Genomic DNA, 16,805 nt, shown 5'->3' with positions numbered 1-16,805 from the left:
CCGTATGGATGTTCCGGCGCGTCGCGGCGTACGCCCTACCACGGAATGGTGGTTCCGAACAGGTTCGAGCTGTCCGCTATGAAGTAGCGGACATTCAAAACGTCAACGGACGTCCAAAAATCATTCGTCGATGTCACTTGTCGACTATGGATACGCTACTAAACTCGTTCGGGCTGATAAGTGATCACGAGCAACGGTGACGGGGCCTCCGTGCGGGGTCGTGGCCCTCGGTCGCGCACCATCGCCGCCCTATCTCGGCGGCCATCCATCGACACACCCCCGAGAAGTCTTCCCATCTGTTCATACGTGTGTTCGACTAGCACGCCCCTGACCGGCACTCACCGGAGGTCTTCGACAGCGTGAACTACCCCTCCCACCCCCACCGTCGCCCCGCCATGCCACTGGTCGCCCGCGCGGCACACGCCGCCACCGCCGCCTACCAGCGCACAATGACCAGTAAGCGCGAACGCCTGTACCAGCAGGAAAACCGGCGCCTCCGGCAGGAGAACGCGTGGCTCCGGAACGAAGTCCGGCATTGCTGGGATGCTATCGACGTGATGGACCGTCTTGCTGGGCTGGCCTCGGAACTTCCCGATCGGTCCGTGGGACGCACGGTGGTTGTCGATCAGCGGCGCCTGCTGGAGGTGCACCTCCGCGAACAGTTCGCTGCCGAACTGGAGGAGGCCCGGCGTGGGGGCTATGCGAAGGGGTATGTAGCGGGGGTATTGAAGCGGTTGTCGCAGAGGCCTGGGAAGCCTGCGGAGTGACCCTGCCCCCGCCATGCCCCCTAAAGATCGTCAGGCCCCGGTGTGAACCGGGGCCTGACCTGCGCTTTTACGCGCTCACCGCGAGCGGAGGATACGAGATTCGAACTCGTGAGGGTGTAAACCCAACACGCTTTCCAAGTCTGTCGTGTCGCGTTCGCCGAGGGCTGTGGCGGAACAGGGCAGCAACACCGTCGCACCGTGGCATCCCGACGGACGGCCTCGAACGTGGGTGAACGAGACGACAACTGAGACGGCGACGGGCGGCTTGCGCAGGACGACGCCTGTGGGCGTAACTCGCCGTTGCGTGCGACGAAAAGCATGAGTCGACAGCGCAGTCAAGACTAACCGAGCGATCCCTTGTGTCTGGTGGGCGACAGTCTAGGACTCATTGAAGCCGTTGCGGGGATCCCGGTAGCTGGCTCGTTACGAGATGATGTCGCAATGCCCTCCTACCTTCCTGAGCCGGTCGGCGCGCAGAAGAACGTGGTCTACCTAAGGGACAGCGGCCACGTCGTGGTGCTGGGCACGGCTGGCAGTGGGAAGACGACCATGGCGGTTACGAGAGCGATGTGGTTGGCCGACCACGCCCCTCAGATTGCTGGGCCTACGCTGCTGGTCACCTTCAACAAGGCCCTTGTGACGTTTCTACGGCGCAACATGGTGACGCGCAGCCCAAACCTCGTGGTGGAGAACTATCACACGTTCGCGAAGGGATACCTGGCCTCGCGTGGGCTGATGGGGCGGCGGGACATCGTCGATGGTGAGCGACACCAACTTATGGAGCAGGCGATCGCCGAAGTGCAGCGGCGGTACCCAGGGGTCAGCGTGTTAAGGCGGCCGCTTCGCTTTTTCGAGGATGAGTTCCACTGGCTCGCCGGACACGGGGTGACGGATGAGCAGACGTACATCAACGCAGACCGCATCGGGCGCGGCCGCCCTCTCATGCCGGCCGACCGGCCGTACGTATACGCGGTACGCGAGGAATACTGGCGCCTGCGTCGGGAGTTAGGCAAGCGATACGACTGGGACGATCTTGCTCTCGCTGCCCGAAAGGCGTTTGAGGAGGACAAAGGCCCTCGCCGCTACCGGCACGTGGTTGTCGATGAAGGGCAGGACTTCTCTCCCGAAATGATCCGCAGCCTTGCAGCGGCGGTTGGTCCTGACGGAACAGTTACCTTTTTCGGTGATTATGCGCAGCAGATGTATGGGCGAAGGCTGTCGTGGAAGAGTCTCGGCTTGAGTGTCCGGAGCGGCGCTGTTCAATTCGAGCAGAATTATCGCAATACTCCACAGATTGCCAGGCTTGCGGTTGCTCTATCCAACATGCCGTTCTTCCGGGACGAGGTTGATCTTGTTGAGCCTAAGATAGTAAAGGCCGACGGCCCGCTCCCGGTTCTGGTGGAGAATCCGGATCGTCCGACGCAGTTCAGGGAAGCGATCGAACTCGCTAGACGGCTGGGGCGTTCTATGACGGTCGCAGTCCTGTTCCGCAAGAGGGAGCATGATGCGGACGTTTCTGCACAACTGCCCCTTGCAACTCGCCTCCACAAGAAGCTAACAACCTGGCCCCTGGGGCCGAACGTCTTCTACGGCACTTACCACGCAGCAAAGGGTCTCGAATTCGATGCGGTGATCATCCCCTTCTGCGATCATGACCTGCTGCCCGATCCTGTAGAGGTTGAAGCCCATGGCCCGGACGAAGCTATGTCCCGCGAGGCGCGGTTGCTATACGTCGCGCTGACTAGGGCGAAGGTCCGCCTTCACATCATGTATTCCGGCAAGTTGACCTCGTTGTTGCCAACTGATCCGAGCCTCTTCCAGAGGACGACGCCGAAGTGACTATCGCAGATCTTGCCCGTCGGCTCGGGATACGTAGGCTGTGCCACTTTACGCCTGCGCGGAATTTCGCGCAGATGCTTGAAACTGGCGCAATCCACGGAACCGCCGAGTTGGCTGCACAGGGAGCCACGTTCAAGCAGAACGATATGAGCAGATTTGACGGTGGTCTTTCTCATGTGTGCTGCTCAATCGAATATCCTAATACCTGGTATCTCGACCGGATCAGAGCGAACGATCCGCATTTCTTGGACTGGGTGATCTTAGCGCTCGATCCGGCACTGCTTGATCAGCCGGGGGTTCGCTTCTTCCCCTACAACGCTGCTCGGGGCCGGGGAAGTGGGCAAAAGGCTGGCGTCGAGGGGTTCGCTTCACTCTTCGCTTCGCCCGTGCATGGCCAGCAGACGTGGACTCGCCTCCCGGGCCACCCTGACTGGTGGCCGACAGACGATCAGGCGGAGGTGCAGGTGCCTGGTCCGATCTCGATCGCCTCCGTTCGCTCGGTCATCTACCGAACCGAGCAGCAGCATGCGACGGAAGTCGCGCGACATGCCATGTTGCGCCCGCTTCACCCGCTTCCGCCAGCTATCGTTGCACCGACGTTGTTCGATAAGTACGCGCTCAGTGCGTCTGTCCGGCGAGGTGAGCGCCCAGCCGAAAGACCGATCCCATGAGTGTCGGTGGTATCTGGCAGAGTGAACGTGTGGAGCACCGTCGGGAGTCGCGAGTGGAAGGGCTCCTGCTGTCCGTTGCCGTGGGAGATGCCCTGGGCTGGCCGTTCGAGCGACGGGCCCGTCGTTTTGATGATGCAGACGAAGCTCCGCTCGGGCCGTTCGTTCGATGGGAGCGGAACGCCGGCAACAGGTTTCGATCACTGCCGGAGGTGATCAAGCCAGGGGAGTACAGCGATGACACCCAGATGGTCATCGCTGTCGCGCGAGCCCGCGCAGCGGCAGGCCGTGACTGGGTCCGCTACCTGCGAGCCGTTGAGTTGCCGTTTCTCCTGGCCTACGAACGAGGTGCGGGGGCCGCTGTCAAGCGAGCGTGCAGGGCATGGGCGAGCGGCACGCCTCCATGGGAGATTGGCGCAACACTCGACACATACTTCAACGCAGGGGCGAACGGGGCGGCCATGCGTGTAGTGCCCCACGTCCTCTGGCACGTCGGCGCCGGGAGCTTCGACCACCTCGCAGATGACGTTGCGGAGGATGCGATCTCGACCCACGGACATCCGCGGGCAATCCTCGGTGCGCTACTGCACGCGTTCGCCCACTGGATAAGCATCTCGCAGCCCGCCCCCATTCCATATGGGTGGCTTCTGCGTGAGCTGATTAACCGGAGGATGGAATGGTCGCGGGTTCCTCGCAGTGTCGTGCAGAACCCCGACTGGCTTGACGCTGCTGAAAAGTCAACGGGCGGCTATCCGGCTCTATGGCGGGCCACGGCTGATGAAGTGTTAAAGATGTTGGAGACCGCAAGTGCCGCCGCCGATCCAGCTTCGCTTAAGGCTCCGGCAGACGTTATGGCAGAACTCGGCGTCTCGCGTGGTCGAGAAACGGGATCCGGTACGGTCTGCGCTGTCGGTGCGGCTTACTTGGCGACGTACAATGCCGCAGCCCCGGATGCTGGGCTGCAAATGGCTGCCCGACTTAAGGGCGCTGATACAGATACCCTGGCTTCTATGACGGCCAGTCTTCTCACTGCGGCCGTCGGTGCAGAATGGATAACGCCCTACCGGCGTCAGCTCCAGGATGCCGAGTTGCTGTACCGGCTGTCCGTCGAGTTGGTCGATGGGGCTCAGCCCCTTCCGATGCCCTTGCCGACGCGGCGAGCGATAGCGCAGATGCAAGAGCGGGTACTCCAAGCGGAGAAGGGTGAGACCGTAGAAATACCAGGTGGTCGAGCTGGCCGAGTGGTGGACGTGGTCACTATTGAAAGCGCTAAGGGTGCCGCTCGGCGGTTGCAGGTGAAGACCAAAGACGGGCAGACTCTATATTTCATCTCTTGGCCGAGAGAAGAAGCTCCGAAGTACCGGGTGTCAACCGTTGCTACGCAGAGGCATCGTGCTGCATCTGCAATCCATGGGGTGGACATATTCGTCCGAGATTTGCCGCGCGCTCGCCAAGTTCTTGAGGAGATCTTGAATCTCAAAGCGGACGCGTCGACCCCGCGTTGGGTGCGCTACGGCACTACCGTTCTAAGGGGCAACTCAGATATGGGCGATCAAGTTCCAACTTTCAACCTTCGAGTAGAAGTCACCAACACCGCGAACCTCGTTTCCGATGCCGAGAAGGTCGGTATCCACGTGGAGCAGGACTATGGTCCCCATGGAGCAATCGGCCTCCGAATTGAGCCGGGCTTCGTTGTCGTTATTAGGAACGCCTAACGCCGGCCCTAGCTGCTTCGCGAAGCCGATGAGCAGCTGATTCGGGACCGTATGGCTTGACGTTTTCCCCATTCACAAAGGCTGCATGTCTATCAGGACGCTAGCTATCGTTCCCATACTGTTGATCACTACGTCCGCCCCGGCGTCCCGGAACGCCGCCGCCTTCGGTGGGCGATTCGCGTAGCCGATCGCTCGCACCCCGGCGGAGCGCGCTCCATCGATGTCGGACAGTGAATCGCCGACGAGAACGCAGCGCCCTGGGGCCATGCCCAGTGCCCGGACGGCTTGCAGGATCGGTTCCGGATGCGGCTTCATGCGACTCGGCTCGGCATACGCCCGGCCGACAACCGGCGATACGTGTCCAGCGAGCCGGTGTGCCGCTAAGTATGCGCTGACCGCCTCGGCGGAGTTGTTGCTGACCACTGCCACGGCCAGCCCGGCCTGCCGGGCGGCCACGATGACCTCTCGGCCGTAGGGCGTTGGCTCGGCACTCTCGGCGGCCAGGCGCTCGGCTGCGCGGAGCGCGTCCTCCACCGCCCGCGTAACGCCCCGGTCGCCGGTCGCACCGGTGCGGCGCAGCACCTCTAGTGGGTCCGGCTCGCTGGCGAGATCCGGCGTCAGATCGACATCGTGCTGCCGCAGGACGTCGACCAGCTCGGCGGCAACCAGCGGCGCCGGGTACCCGGCGAAGATGCTGCACACCGGGCCGTCGAAGTCGAGCAGCACCGCACCGACCGAGCCCAGCAGCCGGCCAAGGTCGACGCTCATGCCTCGTACCGATAGGCGATGGTCGACCACACCGAGTCGAACCACTGCCGGGATGCCTCAACAAACTGCGTGCCGTGCGAGGTGTCATCGTCGGTCACCGCGTAGTGGAACAGCGGCACGTCCTTGCCCATCAGGTCGTAGATCGCCATGGGCTCACCCTTGATCGAGACGGTCCGCTCAACGACCGGGTAGAAGCCGTAGAACACCTCTTCGCCATTCAAGATGTAGAGCTTGAACAGCGGGGACGCTCGGTGCATTCGCACGTCAACCGCGGCCGACCGAATGAGGCCGAGGTCGCCCAGCTCGGCGACCTGGTCGATGATGCCGTCTGCCGCCCGCCGAGTGATGCGCTCCGCACGCTCGCGTACCGCCGGATCATCGGCCTGCGTCTCGGCCCGCGATGGCAGCGCCACCGGGACCGTCATGTCGGAGATCAGGACCCGCACGGCGATCGTCTCCGGTGCGAGCCGACCGACCCGCACCTTGTCGAGCGCTTCGGCGAGCGCGTCGCGCAGCGTCTCCCCGGAGAACCCAGCGAAGTCGATGTTGACGTGAGGCCGTTCGAACGCCGCTTCAATGTGTGGACGCAGCTCCACGGCTCGCTGCGTCTGCGCTCGGACGAACGCGCCGCTGCCCTGCCGAGACACGATCAACCGCTCTGCCCGAAGCAGTTCCAACGCTCGCTTGACCGTTTCCCGCGCTACGCCGTAGCGGGCGGCTAGCTCGGGCTGTGAAGGCAGCTTGTCGCCCGGGGCGAGCCGGCGCGTGAGGATGGCCGCCCGCAGCTTGTTTGCGATCTGCTGCGAAGCCTGTTTGGGGTCGTCGGGATCTAGCTGACCGAGGAAGTCAAGGTTCTCGCTCACCCGCACACAGTAGCTCTGACTAGCCAAGCTAGGAAAGTTCACCGCGCCCTCTTGACTTGACTAGCCAAGACGACCTACGTTCATGGCGTCGAACCTGGCTAGCCAGGACTGACAAGCCGAGCGGAAGCCGGGGAAGGTGGCGCATGCGCTGCACGCCCACGGGCCGGTCGTGTGGTCGTTCATTCAGAACTTCACAGCAGAAGCGCCGCGTAGATCCGTCTGCGGCATCCCCGCCTTGAGCCACACGGTGGCCGACCCCGGTAGGTCCTGGGCGAGCGGGGCGAGCGGGCCGGATCTTGGCGCGCGGTTTGGGCTTCTGCCTCTTGCCCTGTTCGTTCCGAGTGTGCGGCCGGCTGGTCGCACACCCGGGGCTTCCCACTTAGCGACTTTCCCGGAGGTTTCCCGTGCGAAAGCACCTTGCCCCCGTCACCACCGAGCCGACCGCCGCCGACCTGGCCGTGATCGAGGTGGAGTGGCCGCTGATCGCGGCCGAGCTGGACCTGCTGGACGCCGAGATCACGCTGCTCTACGCGGAGGATCGCGGCGGTCCGACCGAGTTTGATTGGCGCCGCAAGCGGCGGGCTGAGGCGCGCGTTACCCGCGCTGCTGCTGACCTACCGACGCGCGGTGCTGCCGTTCCTCGACGGGCGGCGTGATGTCTCGTGTCCGTGCCGCCTACTGGGATCCGGACGGGGACCAGTACGGCATTCCGACCTGGTGGTGGCGGGGCGCTCCGGCTGGTTACGCGACACGCCGTCAACTGCGCTCCGCCGGGCTGTGTCCCGGTGGTCAGCCGGTCGCCGCTCAGATCCTGTGGCGTGGTGTTGGCGGTACTCGCGTCGCGCATTTGTACCGGCTGGCCCTGGCTCGACCGAAGCGCACCGCCACCCCCGCTCAGCTCCGGGCTATCCGGGCTGCGCTGACTGCCCGCCGTACCTGCCCCGTCTGCGGTGTGGTGCGGCCCTACTACATCCCGCGCTCGCTCGGCGAGTGCTTGACTGCGCCGATCCGTTGGAGGCTGCCGCATGAACCGCACCTACACCCCCACCGCGAATTGATCGCGGATCTGCTCGGCTGACACGAGAGGACACACCCGATGACCGCGATGGAGTTCACCCGGCACGGTGCCCTGTTGGTGCCGGCTGGAACGCTACCCGCCGAGGCGGGCGAGATTGATTGCCCGGCCGCACCGGACCCGGTTTCCGCGCCGGTCGCCGCGCCGCAGGTGCCGGCACGGCCAAGCCGGGTGGAGCGACGCCGGGCACGCCGTGACGCCGACGCGCGGGCCGCGCGGGCGGCGGTGCTGGCCGGGGAGACGAAGAAGGTTCAGCGTTGGACCGCTCGCGCGGCTGAGGCCCGGCACCTGCGGCGGCTGCTGCTCGACCCGGATGTGCAAGCGGTGCGGCTGATGCGTCAGCGGGCGCGCTGGTCGGCCATGGCGTGGTCGGCGCTGGTGTTCGCGCTGCTGTTCACGATGGTCAACGTCCAACGGTTCGCCGCCGGCCACGCCGAACCGTGGTCCCCGATGTGGATCGTGGCGTGGCTGGTCGATCCGGCGTTCTCGATCCTGCTGGTCGGTCTGCTCATCGCCCGAGGACACCTGTCGGCCGTCCGGCGGCGGGTCACCGAACCCATCGTCAAGCGCGTCGAGTACGGCCTACTGGCCGCTACGGCAGCGATGAACGTGGCCCCGGAGTTGACCCACCGTTTCCCCGGCGGAATCGCCGAACAGGTCGCCTCGGTCGTGCTGCACCTGCTGGTGCCACTGCTGGCGTTCGCCGCCGCGAGCGTGATCACGCTAATTCAGGACCACTTCGCCGCCGCGATCGCCGCCCTCACCAACCCGCCCGAGGGTGGCCTTCCGACCGGCATCAACCTGCACGAACACCCCGATACCACCGCCGCGATGGTCGAGCTTTCCGCCGACGACCGGAAACTTCTGGACGCCGTCCGGCACGCCATCACCAGCGGGGATCTCCACACCGACCCGAACGGCTACGCCATCTACCGCCGCGTGATGGGCGGCCGAGGCGACAAGACCCGCGCCTACCGCATCGCCACCGCCGTCAACGGCTGGCGACCCGACCTGCACGCCGTCGCCTAAGTTCGCCCGGCGACACAGCCCAAGGCCTGGAAAACCACGCTGTGCCGCCGGCCCCTTCACGGACAGGAGTCCGATCCGGATGGCCAAGAATACGCCCCCGGCCTGCACCTGTAAGAACACCGGCCGCTGCGGCTACTGCCCCTCCATCGCGGTAACCGCTACCCGTGAGGCCCGGCTTCCCGCCGGCAGTCGCGGTCAGTCCGCCGCTGACCGACTTGCCCGCCGTCCCCGCCGCTAAGCCCTGGCCGCTTCCGTTCCCACCGGGCCATTGCTGGTCCGGTGGGGTGCGGTGGCCGCCACCCGGGCGACCAGACGAAGGAGAACCCCATGGCGAAGAAGGACTCGTACTACGTAGTCGCGACGGAGAACAACCGGGGCCGCAAGTGCATGTGGGCCACGGATGCGCGCGACCTGGCCGACGCCGAGCGGATCAAGGACAGCGTGGAGAAGACGGGCGGGTACCCCCAGGGCTCTACCGCACGGATCGTGAAGCGCTGACGACCTGCGCACGCCGCCCGGCCAACTAACCCCCGGCGGCACGGCCCCTGGCTTCCCAACCTGCGCCGTGCCGCCGGTTCCCCTGCTGATCCGTAGACCGTTGGAGGAATCCCCATCATGACTTCCCCCCGAGACGATGACCGTTTCGACTGGCAGGCCGCCGAGCGTGATCTGACGGCTTCTGGCCCGGATGCCGAGGTGGTCGACCTGGACGCGGCCCGGTCCCGCCGTCAGTCCGCGGCCCCCGACAACGACCCGGCCGAGGCCACCGTCGGCCCGCGACTGGTTGACTCGCCTGTTGCGCAGCGGTCCCCGCAGTTCACCGTGGCCGGGTTGCAGGACGCGAAGCGTCGACCGATCGTGCCGGCGTGGCTGCGCTCCCGTGCCGAGCTGCGCGACGCGGCCCGGTGGACGGTCGGTCACCTGTTCCACGCTGGCACCTATCACCTGACCCGTAGCCCGAAGTACGCCGGGAAGCTGGCGTGGCGCGCCCCACGAGGCGCGTACCGCATCCTGACGGGGTGGGGTCGGTGGTTGTTCGACCTGCAGGGCGAGCACGTGCGGCAGGTGTTGGCAGACAAGGGCGACGCCGAGCTGTACCTGAAGGTGTCGCGGTTGCGGGACCAGCGGGTGCGGTGGCGCGGGTTCGTTACCGCTGCCGTGGTGCTGGGCGTGCTTCCGGCGCTGGGTATCGCCTACGCGCTTGCCCCGGCCGAGGCTCGTTACGCCACCCTCGCCGCGCTGCTGGCCGCGCTCGGCGCGTTGGGCCGTCCGGCGGACAAGCCGCTGCTCGACACCGCCGTCATGGTGCCGAAGGTCCAAAAGTTGACCTCGGATGTGGTGGTGCGCGCGTTGGGCAACCTCGGCATCACCGGCATCAACCAAGCCATCTCCAAGGGCGACCGGGGCAAGGACTGGTTCCCTGCCCCGATCACCCGTGACGGCCCCGGCTGGCGCGCGGATGTGGAGCTGCCCAACGGTGTCACCGCCACCGAGGTCATCGAGAAGCGGGAAAAGCTCGCCGCTGGCCTGTCCCGGCCGCTGGGCTGCGTGTGGCCGGAGGGACAGCCCGAGGTGCACCCCGGCCGGCTGGTGCTGTGGGTGGGCGATCAGGACATGTCCAAGGCGCGTAAGCCGGCGTGGCCGCTGCTCAAGGGCGGCACGGTGGATCTGTTCCGGCCGCAGCCGTTCGGCACCGACCCGCGCGGCCGGTGGGTCGATCTCACGTTGATGTTCATGGCGATGGTCATCGGTTCCATCCCGCGTATGGGCAAGACGTTCGCGTTGCGGGAGGTGCTGCTGATCGCCGCGCTCGATCCGCGTGCAGAGATCCACGCCTACGACCTCAAGGGCACCGGTGACCTATCGGCGTTGGAGCGGGTCGCGCACCGCTACCGCGCCGGGGAGGAAGACGACGACATCGAGTACGCGGTGACCGGTATGCGGGAGCTACGCGAGGAGTTGCGCCGCCGCGCGAAGGTGATCCGCGACCTTCCCCGCGACCTGTGCCCGGAAAACAAGGTCACCCCAGAGCTGGCGTCGAAGAAGTCGCTCGGCCTGCACCCACTGGTCATCGGGGTGGACGAGTGCCAGAAGTGGTTCGAGCACCCCGAGTACGGCAAAGAGTTGGAGGCCATCTCCACCGACCTGGTCAAGCGTGGTCCGGCGCTCGGGATCATCCCCGTGTTCGCCACCCAGCGGCCGGACGCCAAGAGCCTGCCCACCGGCATCTCGGCGAACGCCTCGACCCGGTTCTGCTTGAAAGTGATGGGGCAGACCGAGAACGACATGGTGCTCGGCACCTCGCAGTACAAGCAGGGCATCCGCGCCACGATGTTCGCCTGGACCGACAAGGGCACCGGCTACTTCGTCGGTGAGGGAGCCGACGCCCGCATTACCACCACCGTCAACATCGACGGACCCCTCGCCGAGCGGATCGCGGCCCGCGCTCGCGCCGCCCGCGAGAGTGCTGGACGGCTGACCGGGCACGCGCTCGGCGAGCAGCCCGCTACCGCCCCGGCACTGTCGTTCAACCTGTTGGAAGACATCGCCGCCGTCGTGCCCGCGAGTGAGGCCAAGGTGTGGTGCCGCACCGTCGCCGCCCGCTTGGCCGAGCTTCGCCCGGATGTGTACGGGGGGTGGGACGCCGAGCAGGTGACCGTGGCCCTCAAGCCGTTCGGCGTGAAGGTCGGCCAGACGTGGGGCACCGACCCGGACACCGGCAGGGGCGCCAACCGCGGCGGCTTCGAACGCGCCGCCATCATCGCCGCCATCGCAGAGCGTAACCGCAAACGGGACGCGAGCTAACCCGCGATCGGTCCTAGGTCTAGGAGCAGGCACCTCCTAGACCTAGGACCACCCCTAGGACGGCATCCGAACCCTGATCAGGACGCTAGGAATCTAGCGGCCTCCACCGAACACACCCCGAAACCGGCCCTGGAGGCTGTCATGACCCCCCGCACCCTGCTAGCCACCGCCCCCTGCCTCACCCTCGTCCTGCTCACGCTCGGTTACCTCGCCGCGTGCGTGGCCGTCCCGTTCGGACGCTGTCGCACCTGCCACGGCACCGGCCGCAAGCGCTCCCCGGTCAGCCGCGCCGGGCGGGAGTGCCGCCGCTGCGCGGGCACCGGGCTACGGCTGCGCGTCGGCCGGCACGTCATCAACCACATCAAGGATGAGTACCAGGCAGGCAAGCGATGAACCGCCGCGACGGGCACACCGGATGGTGCGCACGCGGGCACCGCTGCAACCTCGGCGAGCACCGCTCCACCGAAATCGTGATCGACCTGCCCGGCCGCGCTCGCGCCGTACTCGTACGTGTACGCGCCGACAACGGCCGCGAACACGCCGAGGTACGCATTCGCGTCGCGCTCGCCCCGGGCCACCTACCCGCCCGCCGCCAGCTAGTCGGACTACTCAGCGACCTACGCCACGCCGTCACCCGTGCCGCCATCGCGGCGCGACCCCGACCCGGACGGTAGCCGCCCTCACGCCATCCACCCACCTCGCACGAACGGGCCCTACTCATGACCGCACATCCACGTGCCCACATGCTCGACGACCTGCACCGCCCGGACAGCCAGCGGCAGCGAGTCGACCTCCTCGCCAAACGACTGCTGGACATCGACGCCGCCCGGCGGCGTGCCGAGGCCGCCGGCGACCAGGGACTACGGAACTCACTGCTGAACATGGCCCGCGACCTCATCGGCCAAGCCGAAACGCGCGACCTGCGCTCCCTGGTCACCCTCTGGTACCTGGAACTCGGCGCCCGAGCGGCCCAGGACACGCATCGCCACACGAACCCGGCCGAGAGGGGTAGCTGATGACCGCATCCCGCCTGGTCGGAGCGGAAATGTGGGCGACCGGCACGGCAGCTGAACTGGACGCCATCACCGCCGTCCTGACCGCCGCCGGACAGATCATCCACAGCGGTACGCGGCACCGCCTGGCGGGAGCCGACACCGGCCGATACCGCATCTACCTGCGCCTCACCATCGCCGCACCCGCACCTGGACCCGCGTCTCGTCGACCGGCGACTCACGAGGCAGCAGTCCTTGACCTGGACGCTGCCCGCGCTCGCCGCCGCGCCGTCTAACCCCGCCCGCTCCGCTTTCCCGAATTCGCTCTTGGAGGTGGCTTATGACTCGACCACCCACACACGACCTCACGGCCGAACAGGCCGTGATCGGTGCCGCTCTACTCGCCCCCGGGGTGGTCGCCGACCTAGCCACCACCCTCACCCCGGCCGACTTCTACCGGCCCGCACACACCCGACTCTGGGAAACGCTGTGCCACATGCACGCCGCCGCACAGCCGATCGACCCGATCGCGGTAGCTGGCCGCCTCGCCGAGGTCGGCGACCTGGGCATGGTGGGTGGAGCCCCATACCTGCACACCCTCATCGCCACCGTGCCCACCGCCGCGAACGCCCCGCATTACGCGCGGATCGTGGTCGAACACGCCCGCCGCCGCCAGGTCGCCGACCTCGGCACCTACCTCGCCCAACGCGCCGAGGCCGGCACCGACGTAGCCGACCTCGTCGCTGCCGGCCGGGCGATACTCGACCAAGCCTCAGACGGCGCGCAATGGCCGCCGCTAATCCCGCTCGGCGACCACCGACACCTACCCGACTTCCCCAGCCACGCCCTACCCGCCTGGGTCGCCGAGATGGTGCACGGCGTCGCCGAGTTCACCCAAACCCCCGTCGACCTGGCCGGATGCATCGCCCTGGCCGCCCTGTCCACCGCCGCCGGAGGCCGCGCCGAAGTAGAAGTAAGAGGATCATGGCGGGAGCCGACCAACCTGTTTACTGTCGTTGCCCTCCCGCCGGGCAGTCGAAAGTCGGCCGTGTTCGCCGCCATGACCGCCCCGCTGTTGGCCGCTGAGCAGATCATGGTGGAACGCACCAAACCCGCGATCGTGGAAGCGGAGCTATCTGCCCGAGTCGCCAGCAAAGCCGCTGAGAAGACCGCCCTCGCCGCCGCGAACGCCGATGCCTCCGGCCGAGACACCCTGCTCGCCGAAGCCACCGCCGCCGCGATGCACGCCGATGCCGTAACCGTCCCTGTCCTACCGCAACTGATCGCCGATGACGTGACCAGCGAAGAAGCCGCGTCACTACTCGCCGAGCAAGGCGGACGCCTCGCCGTTCTCTCACCTGAGGGCGGGATCTTCGCCACCATCGCCGGGAGATACAGCGGCACCCCAAACCTGGAAGTGTTCTTGAAAGGACACGCCGGAGACATGATGCGGGTCAACCGCCGATCCCGCGACCCCGAACACATCAAACATCCCGCGCTCACCCTCGGTCTGGCGTTGCAACCCGAGGTACTTCGAGACCTCGCCGGGATGCCCGGCTTCCGAGGCAAAGGACTGTTGGCGAGAATCTTGTTCAGCCTGCCCGAGAACACCGTGGGCCGGCGAAAGCCCGGAGCAGACCCGGTACCCGAATCCGTCGCCACCACCTACGCGACCAACCTCGGCGCGATGGTGACGACCCTCGCCGAGTGGACCGACCCCGCCGTCCTCCCGCTCACCCCAGAGGCAAACGAGAGAGTACTGGAAATCGAGTGTCAGATAGAGCCACGTCTCGCACCTGGAGGCGCATGGGGACACGTCGTGGACTGGGGCAGCAAATACACCGGCGCCATCGTCCGCATCGCCGGACTGATCCACCTCGCCGAACACCTGCGCGACGGATGGGGCAAGCCCGTCACCGCCGACACCATCGACCAGGCCGCGCTGCTCGGAGAGTACTTCGCCGCCCACGCCCTCGCCGCATTCTCCGACATGGGCGCCGACAAAGCCACCCACAACGCCCGACACATCGCCGCATGGATCGAACGCACCGGGGCGACCACCTTCACCAAACGCGAGGCGTTCCGCGCACTCAAATCGGCCCAGCTACCCACCGCCGCAGACTTCGACGCACCACTGGCAGCCCTCGAATCACACGGCTACCTCCGACAGACAGAAACACCAGAGCGTCCCCGAACCGGAGGCCGACCACCCTCCCCGACCTACCTAGTGCACCCCCACATACACCAACCCACCGCACCCGTCCGAGAACTACCCCGACAGACGGCGTAACCGGCCTGCCAGAACCGCCACAACCGCCACAACCCCCACCCCTCACAGGTTCTGGCAGTTCTGGCGGTTCTGGCAGGCCACCTTCACCCCCGCACACCCTCACCGACACGCGCAAGCAAACAGCCACTCACGCCACCCGCTGAGAGCCCCTGAAGCGAGGCGGACCCACCCCTTCACACCAAGACACCACAGATCTTGGCCCTACGGCGCTCTCAGCGGGCCGCTCTACGCCCCACTGCCGCACCGCTCGACCGATCCTCCACACGCGACCCACACCGGCCGGAAGGCGCTCACCATGCGAATCAGGCTGCACGGCACATCCGCTGAAACAGCCACAGCACTCACCGCCATCACCCAGGTGCTGCACATCCGGCAGATCAGCCGGCCCTCCCCCGACCACCGTCCCCCGATGTTCCAGCGCATCTACCTCCACGCCACCCCGAGGGAGGACCCCCGCCCATGACCACCACCCCCGACCATTACCTGGTTCTGACTATCGAGCAGGCCGCAGAGCGTCTCGGCGTCGGCCGTACCACTATGTATGCCCTGATCAAGACGGGCCAGATTCGCACCGTCACCATCGGCCGTCTGCGTCGAGTTCCCACCTTCTGCCTTGACGAGTACGTACAGAACCTCCTGTCCAACCCGACGCAACTCAACCACGCCGCCTGACGAAAGGCCCGACGAGTGGGAAGAAAGCCGAACGGCGCATCCAGCATCTACAAGGGCGGTGACGGCTACTGGCACGGCCGGGTAACCGTCGGCGTCAAGGACGACGGCAGGCCCGACCGGCGGCACGTTCAGGCGAAGACCGAGGCCGAGGTAATCCGCAAGGTTCGTGCCCTGGAACGGGAGCGCGACAACGGCACGGTTCGGAAGCCGGGAAGCCGCTGGACAGTCGAGAAGTGGCTAACGCATTGGGTCGAGAACATCGCCGGCCCAGTAGTCCGTACGAACACGCTCGACGGCTACCGGGTCGCCGTTCGTCGGCATCTAACTCCCGGCGTCGGTGCCCACCGCCTTGACCGCCTGGAGCCGGAACACCTGGAACGGCTGTACGTCCGAATGATGGCCAACGGCAGCGCGGCCGGCACCGCCCACCAGGCGCACCGGACTATCCGCACGGCACTCGGCGAGGCGGTCCGCCGTGGCCATCTCGCCCGGAATCCTGCCGCGCTGGCCAAGCCGCCCCGCCTGCCGGATTCCGAGGTGCAGCCGTACTCCGTGCCGGAGGTACAGGCAATCCTGCGTGCGGCAGCGTCCCGGCGGAACAGCGCCCGGTGGGCGGTGGCCCTGGCGCTCGGCCTGCGTCAGGGTGAAGCGCTCGGCCTGAAATGGCCGGACGTGGATTTGGACAACGGATCGTTGACCGTGCGCCGCGCATTGCTTCGGCCGAAATGGCGGCATGGCTGCGATGGGAAGTGCGAACAGGAGTTGCCCGGTCAATGCCCCGAGCGGGTGAACGAGCGGCCGGTTGCGGCGGACACGAAATCCCGTGCCGGCCGCCGCTCCATCGGCCTGCCGGATGCCCTGGTCGACCTGCTGCGGCGGCACCGGAAAGAACAGGACGCCGAGCGCGACATCGCTGCGCAACTCTGGCAGGACGAAGGATGGGTATTCGCCTCGCCGACCGGCGAGGCGATCCACCAGGCGACGGACTACGACGAGTGGAAACGGCTTCTCAAGCTCGCCGGAGTGCGGGACGGCCGGCTGCACGACGCTCGGCACACTGCCGCCACCGTGCTCCTGGTTCTCGGTGTCTCCGGCCGCGCCGTGATGGGCATCATGGGCTGGTCCAACTCAGCGATGGCCGTTCGGTACCAGCACATGACCGACCAGGTACGCCGGGACATCGCGCAGCAACTCGGCGGAATGCTCTGGGGTGACCCGCCGAGCGGGTCGGGGGAGCCGGCTACCGAGCCGCCGTCCGACGAGCCGGAATAGGGCAAGTGAGACGACAACTGAGACGAGAGCGACTGTAGAGACGACTCAGG

At 66.5% G+C, this 16,805-nt stretch carries 18 protein-coding genes and 1 pseudogene; 17 read left to right on the top strand and 2 right to left on the bottom strand.

The window, feature by feature from the left end; genetic code table 11:
* Positions 1 to 395: 395 nt before the first annotated feature.
* The 4 genes from B118_RS0118430 to B118_RS30655 all read left to right on the top strand — a co-directional run bounded on the left by B118_RS0118430 (position 396) and on the right by B118_RS30655 (position 4,989).
* Complete coding sequence (locus B118_RS0118430) at positions 396 to 767, top strand: hypothetical protein (protein ID WP_028193187.1); 372 nt, start codon at positions 396 to 398, stop codon at positions 765 to 767.
* A gap of 441 nt (positions 768 to 1,208) precedes the next feature.
* Complete coding sequence (locus B118_RS0118425) at positions 1,209 to 2,606, top strand: 3'-5' exonuclease (RefSeq protein WP_028193186.1); 1,398 nt, start codon at positions 1,209 to 1,211, stop codon at positions 2,604 to 2,606.
* Positions 2,603 to 3,277 (top strand): DarT ssDNA thymidine ADP-ribosyltransferase family protein, encoded by a 675-nt coding sequence (locus B118_RS30660; protein WP_080678077.1) that lies wholly within the window; start codon positions 2,603 to 2,605, stop codon positions 3,275 to 3,277. Before B118_RS0118425 ends, B118_RS30660 begins: the two co-directional genes overlap by 4 nt.
* Before the next feature lie 53 nt (positions 3,278 to 3,330).
* Positions 3,331 to 4,989, top strand: a complete 1,659-nt coding sequence (locus B118_RS30655) for an ADP-ribosylglycohydrolase family protein (protein WP_162173353.1) — start codon at positions 3,331 to 3,333, stop codon at positions 4,987 to 4,989.
* A gap of 72 nt (positions 4,990 to 5,061) precedes the next feature.
* On the opposite strand, the gene B118_RS0118415 is transcribed toward B118_RS30655, so the two are convergent.
* Positions 5,062 to 5,757, bottom strand: a complete 696-nt coding sequence (locus B118_RS0118415) for an HAD family hydrolase (RefSeq protein ID WP_028193184.1) — start codon at positions 5,755 to 5,757, stop codon at positions 5,062 to 5,064.
* Positions 5,754 to 6,620 (bottom strand): winged helix-turn-helix domain-containing protein, encoded by an 867-nt coding sequence (locus B118_RS0118410; RefSeq protein WP_018796706.1) that lies wholly within the window; start codon positions 6,618 to 6,620, stop codon positions 5,754 to 5,756. The genes B118_RS0118415 and B118_RS0118410 overlap by 4 nt, the downstream gene beginning before the upstream one ends.
* A gap of 404 nt (positions 6,621 to 7,024) precedes the next feature.
* Between B118_RS0118410 and B118_RS0118405 the strand changes: the two genes are divergently transcribed.
* The 13 genes and pseudogenes from B118_RS0118405 to B118_RS0118345 all read left to right on the top strand — a co-directional run bounded on the left by B118_RS0118405 (position 7,025) and on the right by B118_RS0118345 (position 16,755).
* A complete protein-coding gene (locus tag B118_RS0118405; protein ID WP_028193183.1) occupies positions 7,025 to 7,276 on the top strand; it encodes a DUF6284 family protein in 252 nt (83 codons plus the stop codon).
* Positions 7,276 to 7,649, top strand: a pseudogene (locus B118_RS28540) (RRQRL motif-containing zinc-binding protein). The gene B118_RS0118405 and the pseudogene B118_RS28540 overlap by 1 nt, the downstream one beginning before the upstream one ends.
* A gap of 67 nt (positions 7,650 to 7,716) precedes the next feature.
* Positions 7,717 to 8,724 (top strand): hypothetical protein, encoded by a 1,008-nt coding sequence (locus tag B118_RS29575; RefSeq protein ID WP_050592831.1) that lies wholly within the window; start codon positions 7,717 to 7,719, stop codon positions 8,722 to 8,724.
* A 327-nt stretch (positions 8,725 to 9,051) separates the two neighbouring features.
* Positions 9,052 to 9,222 (top strand): hypothetical protein, encoded by a 171-nt coding sequence (locus B118_RS32450; RefSeq protein WP_202902343.1) that lies wholly within the window; start codon positions 9,052 to 9,054, stop codon positions 9,220 to 9,222.
* 117 nt (positions 9,223 to 9,339) lie between these two features.
* Positions 9,340 to 11,529, top strand: a complete 2,190-nt coding sequence (locus tag B118_RS0118385) for a cell division protein FtsK (protein WP_028193182.1) — start codon at positions 9,340 to 9,342, stop codon at positions 11,527 to 11,529.
* Between the two features lie 141 nt (positions 11,530 to 11,670).
* On the top strand, positions 11,671 to 11,922 hold the full coding sequence (locus tag B118_RS0118380) for a hypothetical protein (protein ID WP_028193181.1): 252 nt from the start codon (positions 11,671 to 11,673) through the stop codon (positions 11,920 to 11,922).
* Entirely contained in the window at positions 11,919 to 12,203 is a 285-nt protein-coding gene (locus B118_RS0118375; RefSeq protein WP_028193180.1) for a hypothetical protein, read from the top strand. The genes B118_RS0118380 and B118_RS0118375 overlap by 4 nt, the downstream gene beginning before the upstream one ends.
* Positions 12,204 to 12,248: 45 nt before the next feature.
* Positions 12,249 to 12,545: a hypothetical protein gene (locus B118_RS0118370; RefSeq protein ID WP_050592830.1), complete on the top strand. Its 297-nt coding sequence runs from the start codon at positions 12,249 to 12,251 to the stop codon at positions 12,543 to 12,545.
* On the top strand, positions 12,545 to 12,817 hold the full coding sequence (locus tag B118_RS0118365) for a hypothetical protein (RefSeq protein ID WP_028193178.1): 273 nt from the start codon (positions 12,545 to 12,547) through the stop codon (positions 12,815 to 12,817). Before B118_RS0118370 ends, B118_RS0118365 begins: the two co-directional genes overlap by 1 nt.
* A gap of 44 nt (positions 12,818 to 12,861) precedes the next feature.
* On the top strand, positions 12,862 to 14,811 hold the full coding sequence (locus B118_RS0118360; RefSeq protein WP_028193177.1) for a DUF3987 domain-containing protein: 1,950 nt from the start codon (positions 12,862 to 12,864) through the stop codon (positions 14,809 to 14,811).
* Positions 14,812 to 15,106: 295 nt separating this feature from the next.
* Positions 15,107 to 15,274, top strand: a complete 168-nt coding sequence (locus B118_RS32445) for a hypothetical protein (RefSeq protein ID WP_202902342.1) — start codon at positions 15,107 to 15,109, stop codon at positions 15,272 to 15,274.
* Complete coding sequence (locus B118_RS0118350; RefSeq protein ID WP_028193176.1) at positions 15,271 to 15,483, top strand: helix-turn-helix domain-containing protein; 213 nt, start codon at positions 15,271 to 15,273, stop codon at positions 15,481 to 15,483. Before B118_RS32445 ends, B118_RS0118350 begins: the two co-directional genes overlap by 4 nt.
* A 15-nt stretch (positions 15,484 to 15,498) precedes the next feature.
* Positions 15,499 to 16,755, top strand: coding sequence for a tyrosine-type recombinase/integrase (locus tag B118_RS0118345; RefSeq protein WP_028193175.1), 1,257 nt, complete (start codon positions 15,499 to 15,501; stop codon positions 16,753 to 16,755).
* The last annotated feature ends 50 nt before the right edge of the window (positions 16,756 to 16,805 follow it).

Source organism: Salinispora pacifica CNR114, from assembly GCF_000514775.1.
GTDB classification, from domain to species: Bacteria; Actinomycetota; Actinomycetes; order Mycobacteriales; family Micromonosporaceae; genus Micromonospora; species Micromonospora pacifica.
This window is presented reverse-complemented; position numbering and strand designations above follow the sequence as displayed.

Excerpts from the sequence above, each read along its gene's own strand:
- B118_RS0118430 (WP_028193187.1), top strand. The coding sequence starts at position 396 with ATGCCACTGGTCGCCCGCGCGGCACACGCCGCCACCGCCGCCTACCAG.
- B118_RS0118425 (WP_028193186.1), top strand. The coding sequence starts at position 1,209 with ATGCCCTCCTACCTTCCTGAGCCGGTCGGCGCGCAGAAGAACGTGGTC.
- B118_RS0118415 (WP_028193184.1), bottom strand. The coding sequence starts at position 5,757 with ATGAGCGTCGACCTTGGCCGGCTGCTGGGCTCGGTCGGTGCGGTGCTG.
- B118_RS29575 (WP_050592831.1), top strand. The coding sequence starts at position 7,717 with ATGACCGCGATGGAGTTCACCCGGCACGGTGCCCTGTTGGTGCCGGCT.
- B118_RS32450 (WP_202902343.1), top strand. The coding sequence starts at position 9,052 with ATGGCGAAGAAGGACTCGTACTACGTAGTCGCGACGGAGAACAACCGG.
- B118_RS0118385 (WP_028193182.1), top strand. The coding sequence starts at position 9,340 with ATGACTTCCCCCCGAGACGATGACCGTTTCGACTGGCAGGCCGCCGAG.
- B118_RS0118380 (WP_028193181.1), top strand. The coding sequence starts at position 11,671 with ATGACCCCCCGCACCCTGCTAGCCACCGCCCCCTGCCTCACCCTCGTC.
- B118_RS0118375 (WP_028193180.1), top strand. The coding sequence starts at position 11,919 with ATGAACCGCCGCGACGGGCACACCGGATGGTGCGCACGCGGGCACCGC.
- B118_RS0118370 (WP_050592830.1), top strand. The coding sequence starts at position 12,249 with ATGACCGCACATCCACGTGCCCACATGCTCGACGACCTGCACCGCCCG.
- B118_RS0118365 (WP_028193178.1), top strand. The coding sequence starts at position 12,545 with ATGACCGCATCCCGCCTGGTCGGAGCGGAAATGTGGGCGACCGGCACG.
- B118_RS0118360 (WP_028193177.1), top strand. The coding sequence starts at position 12,862 with ATGACTCGACCACCCACACACGACCTCACGGCCGAACAGGCCGTGATC.
- B118_RS32445 (WP_202902342.1), top strand. The coding sequence starts at position 15,107 with ATGCGAATCAGGCTGCACGGCACATCCGCTGAAACAGCCACAGCACTC.
- B118_RS0118350 (WP_028193176.1), top strand. The coding sequence starts at position 15,271 with ATGACCACCACCCCCGACCATTACCTGGTTCTGACTATCGAGCAGGCC.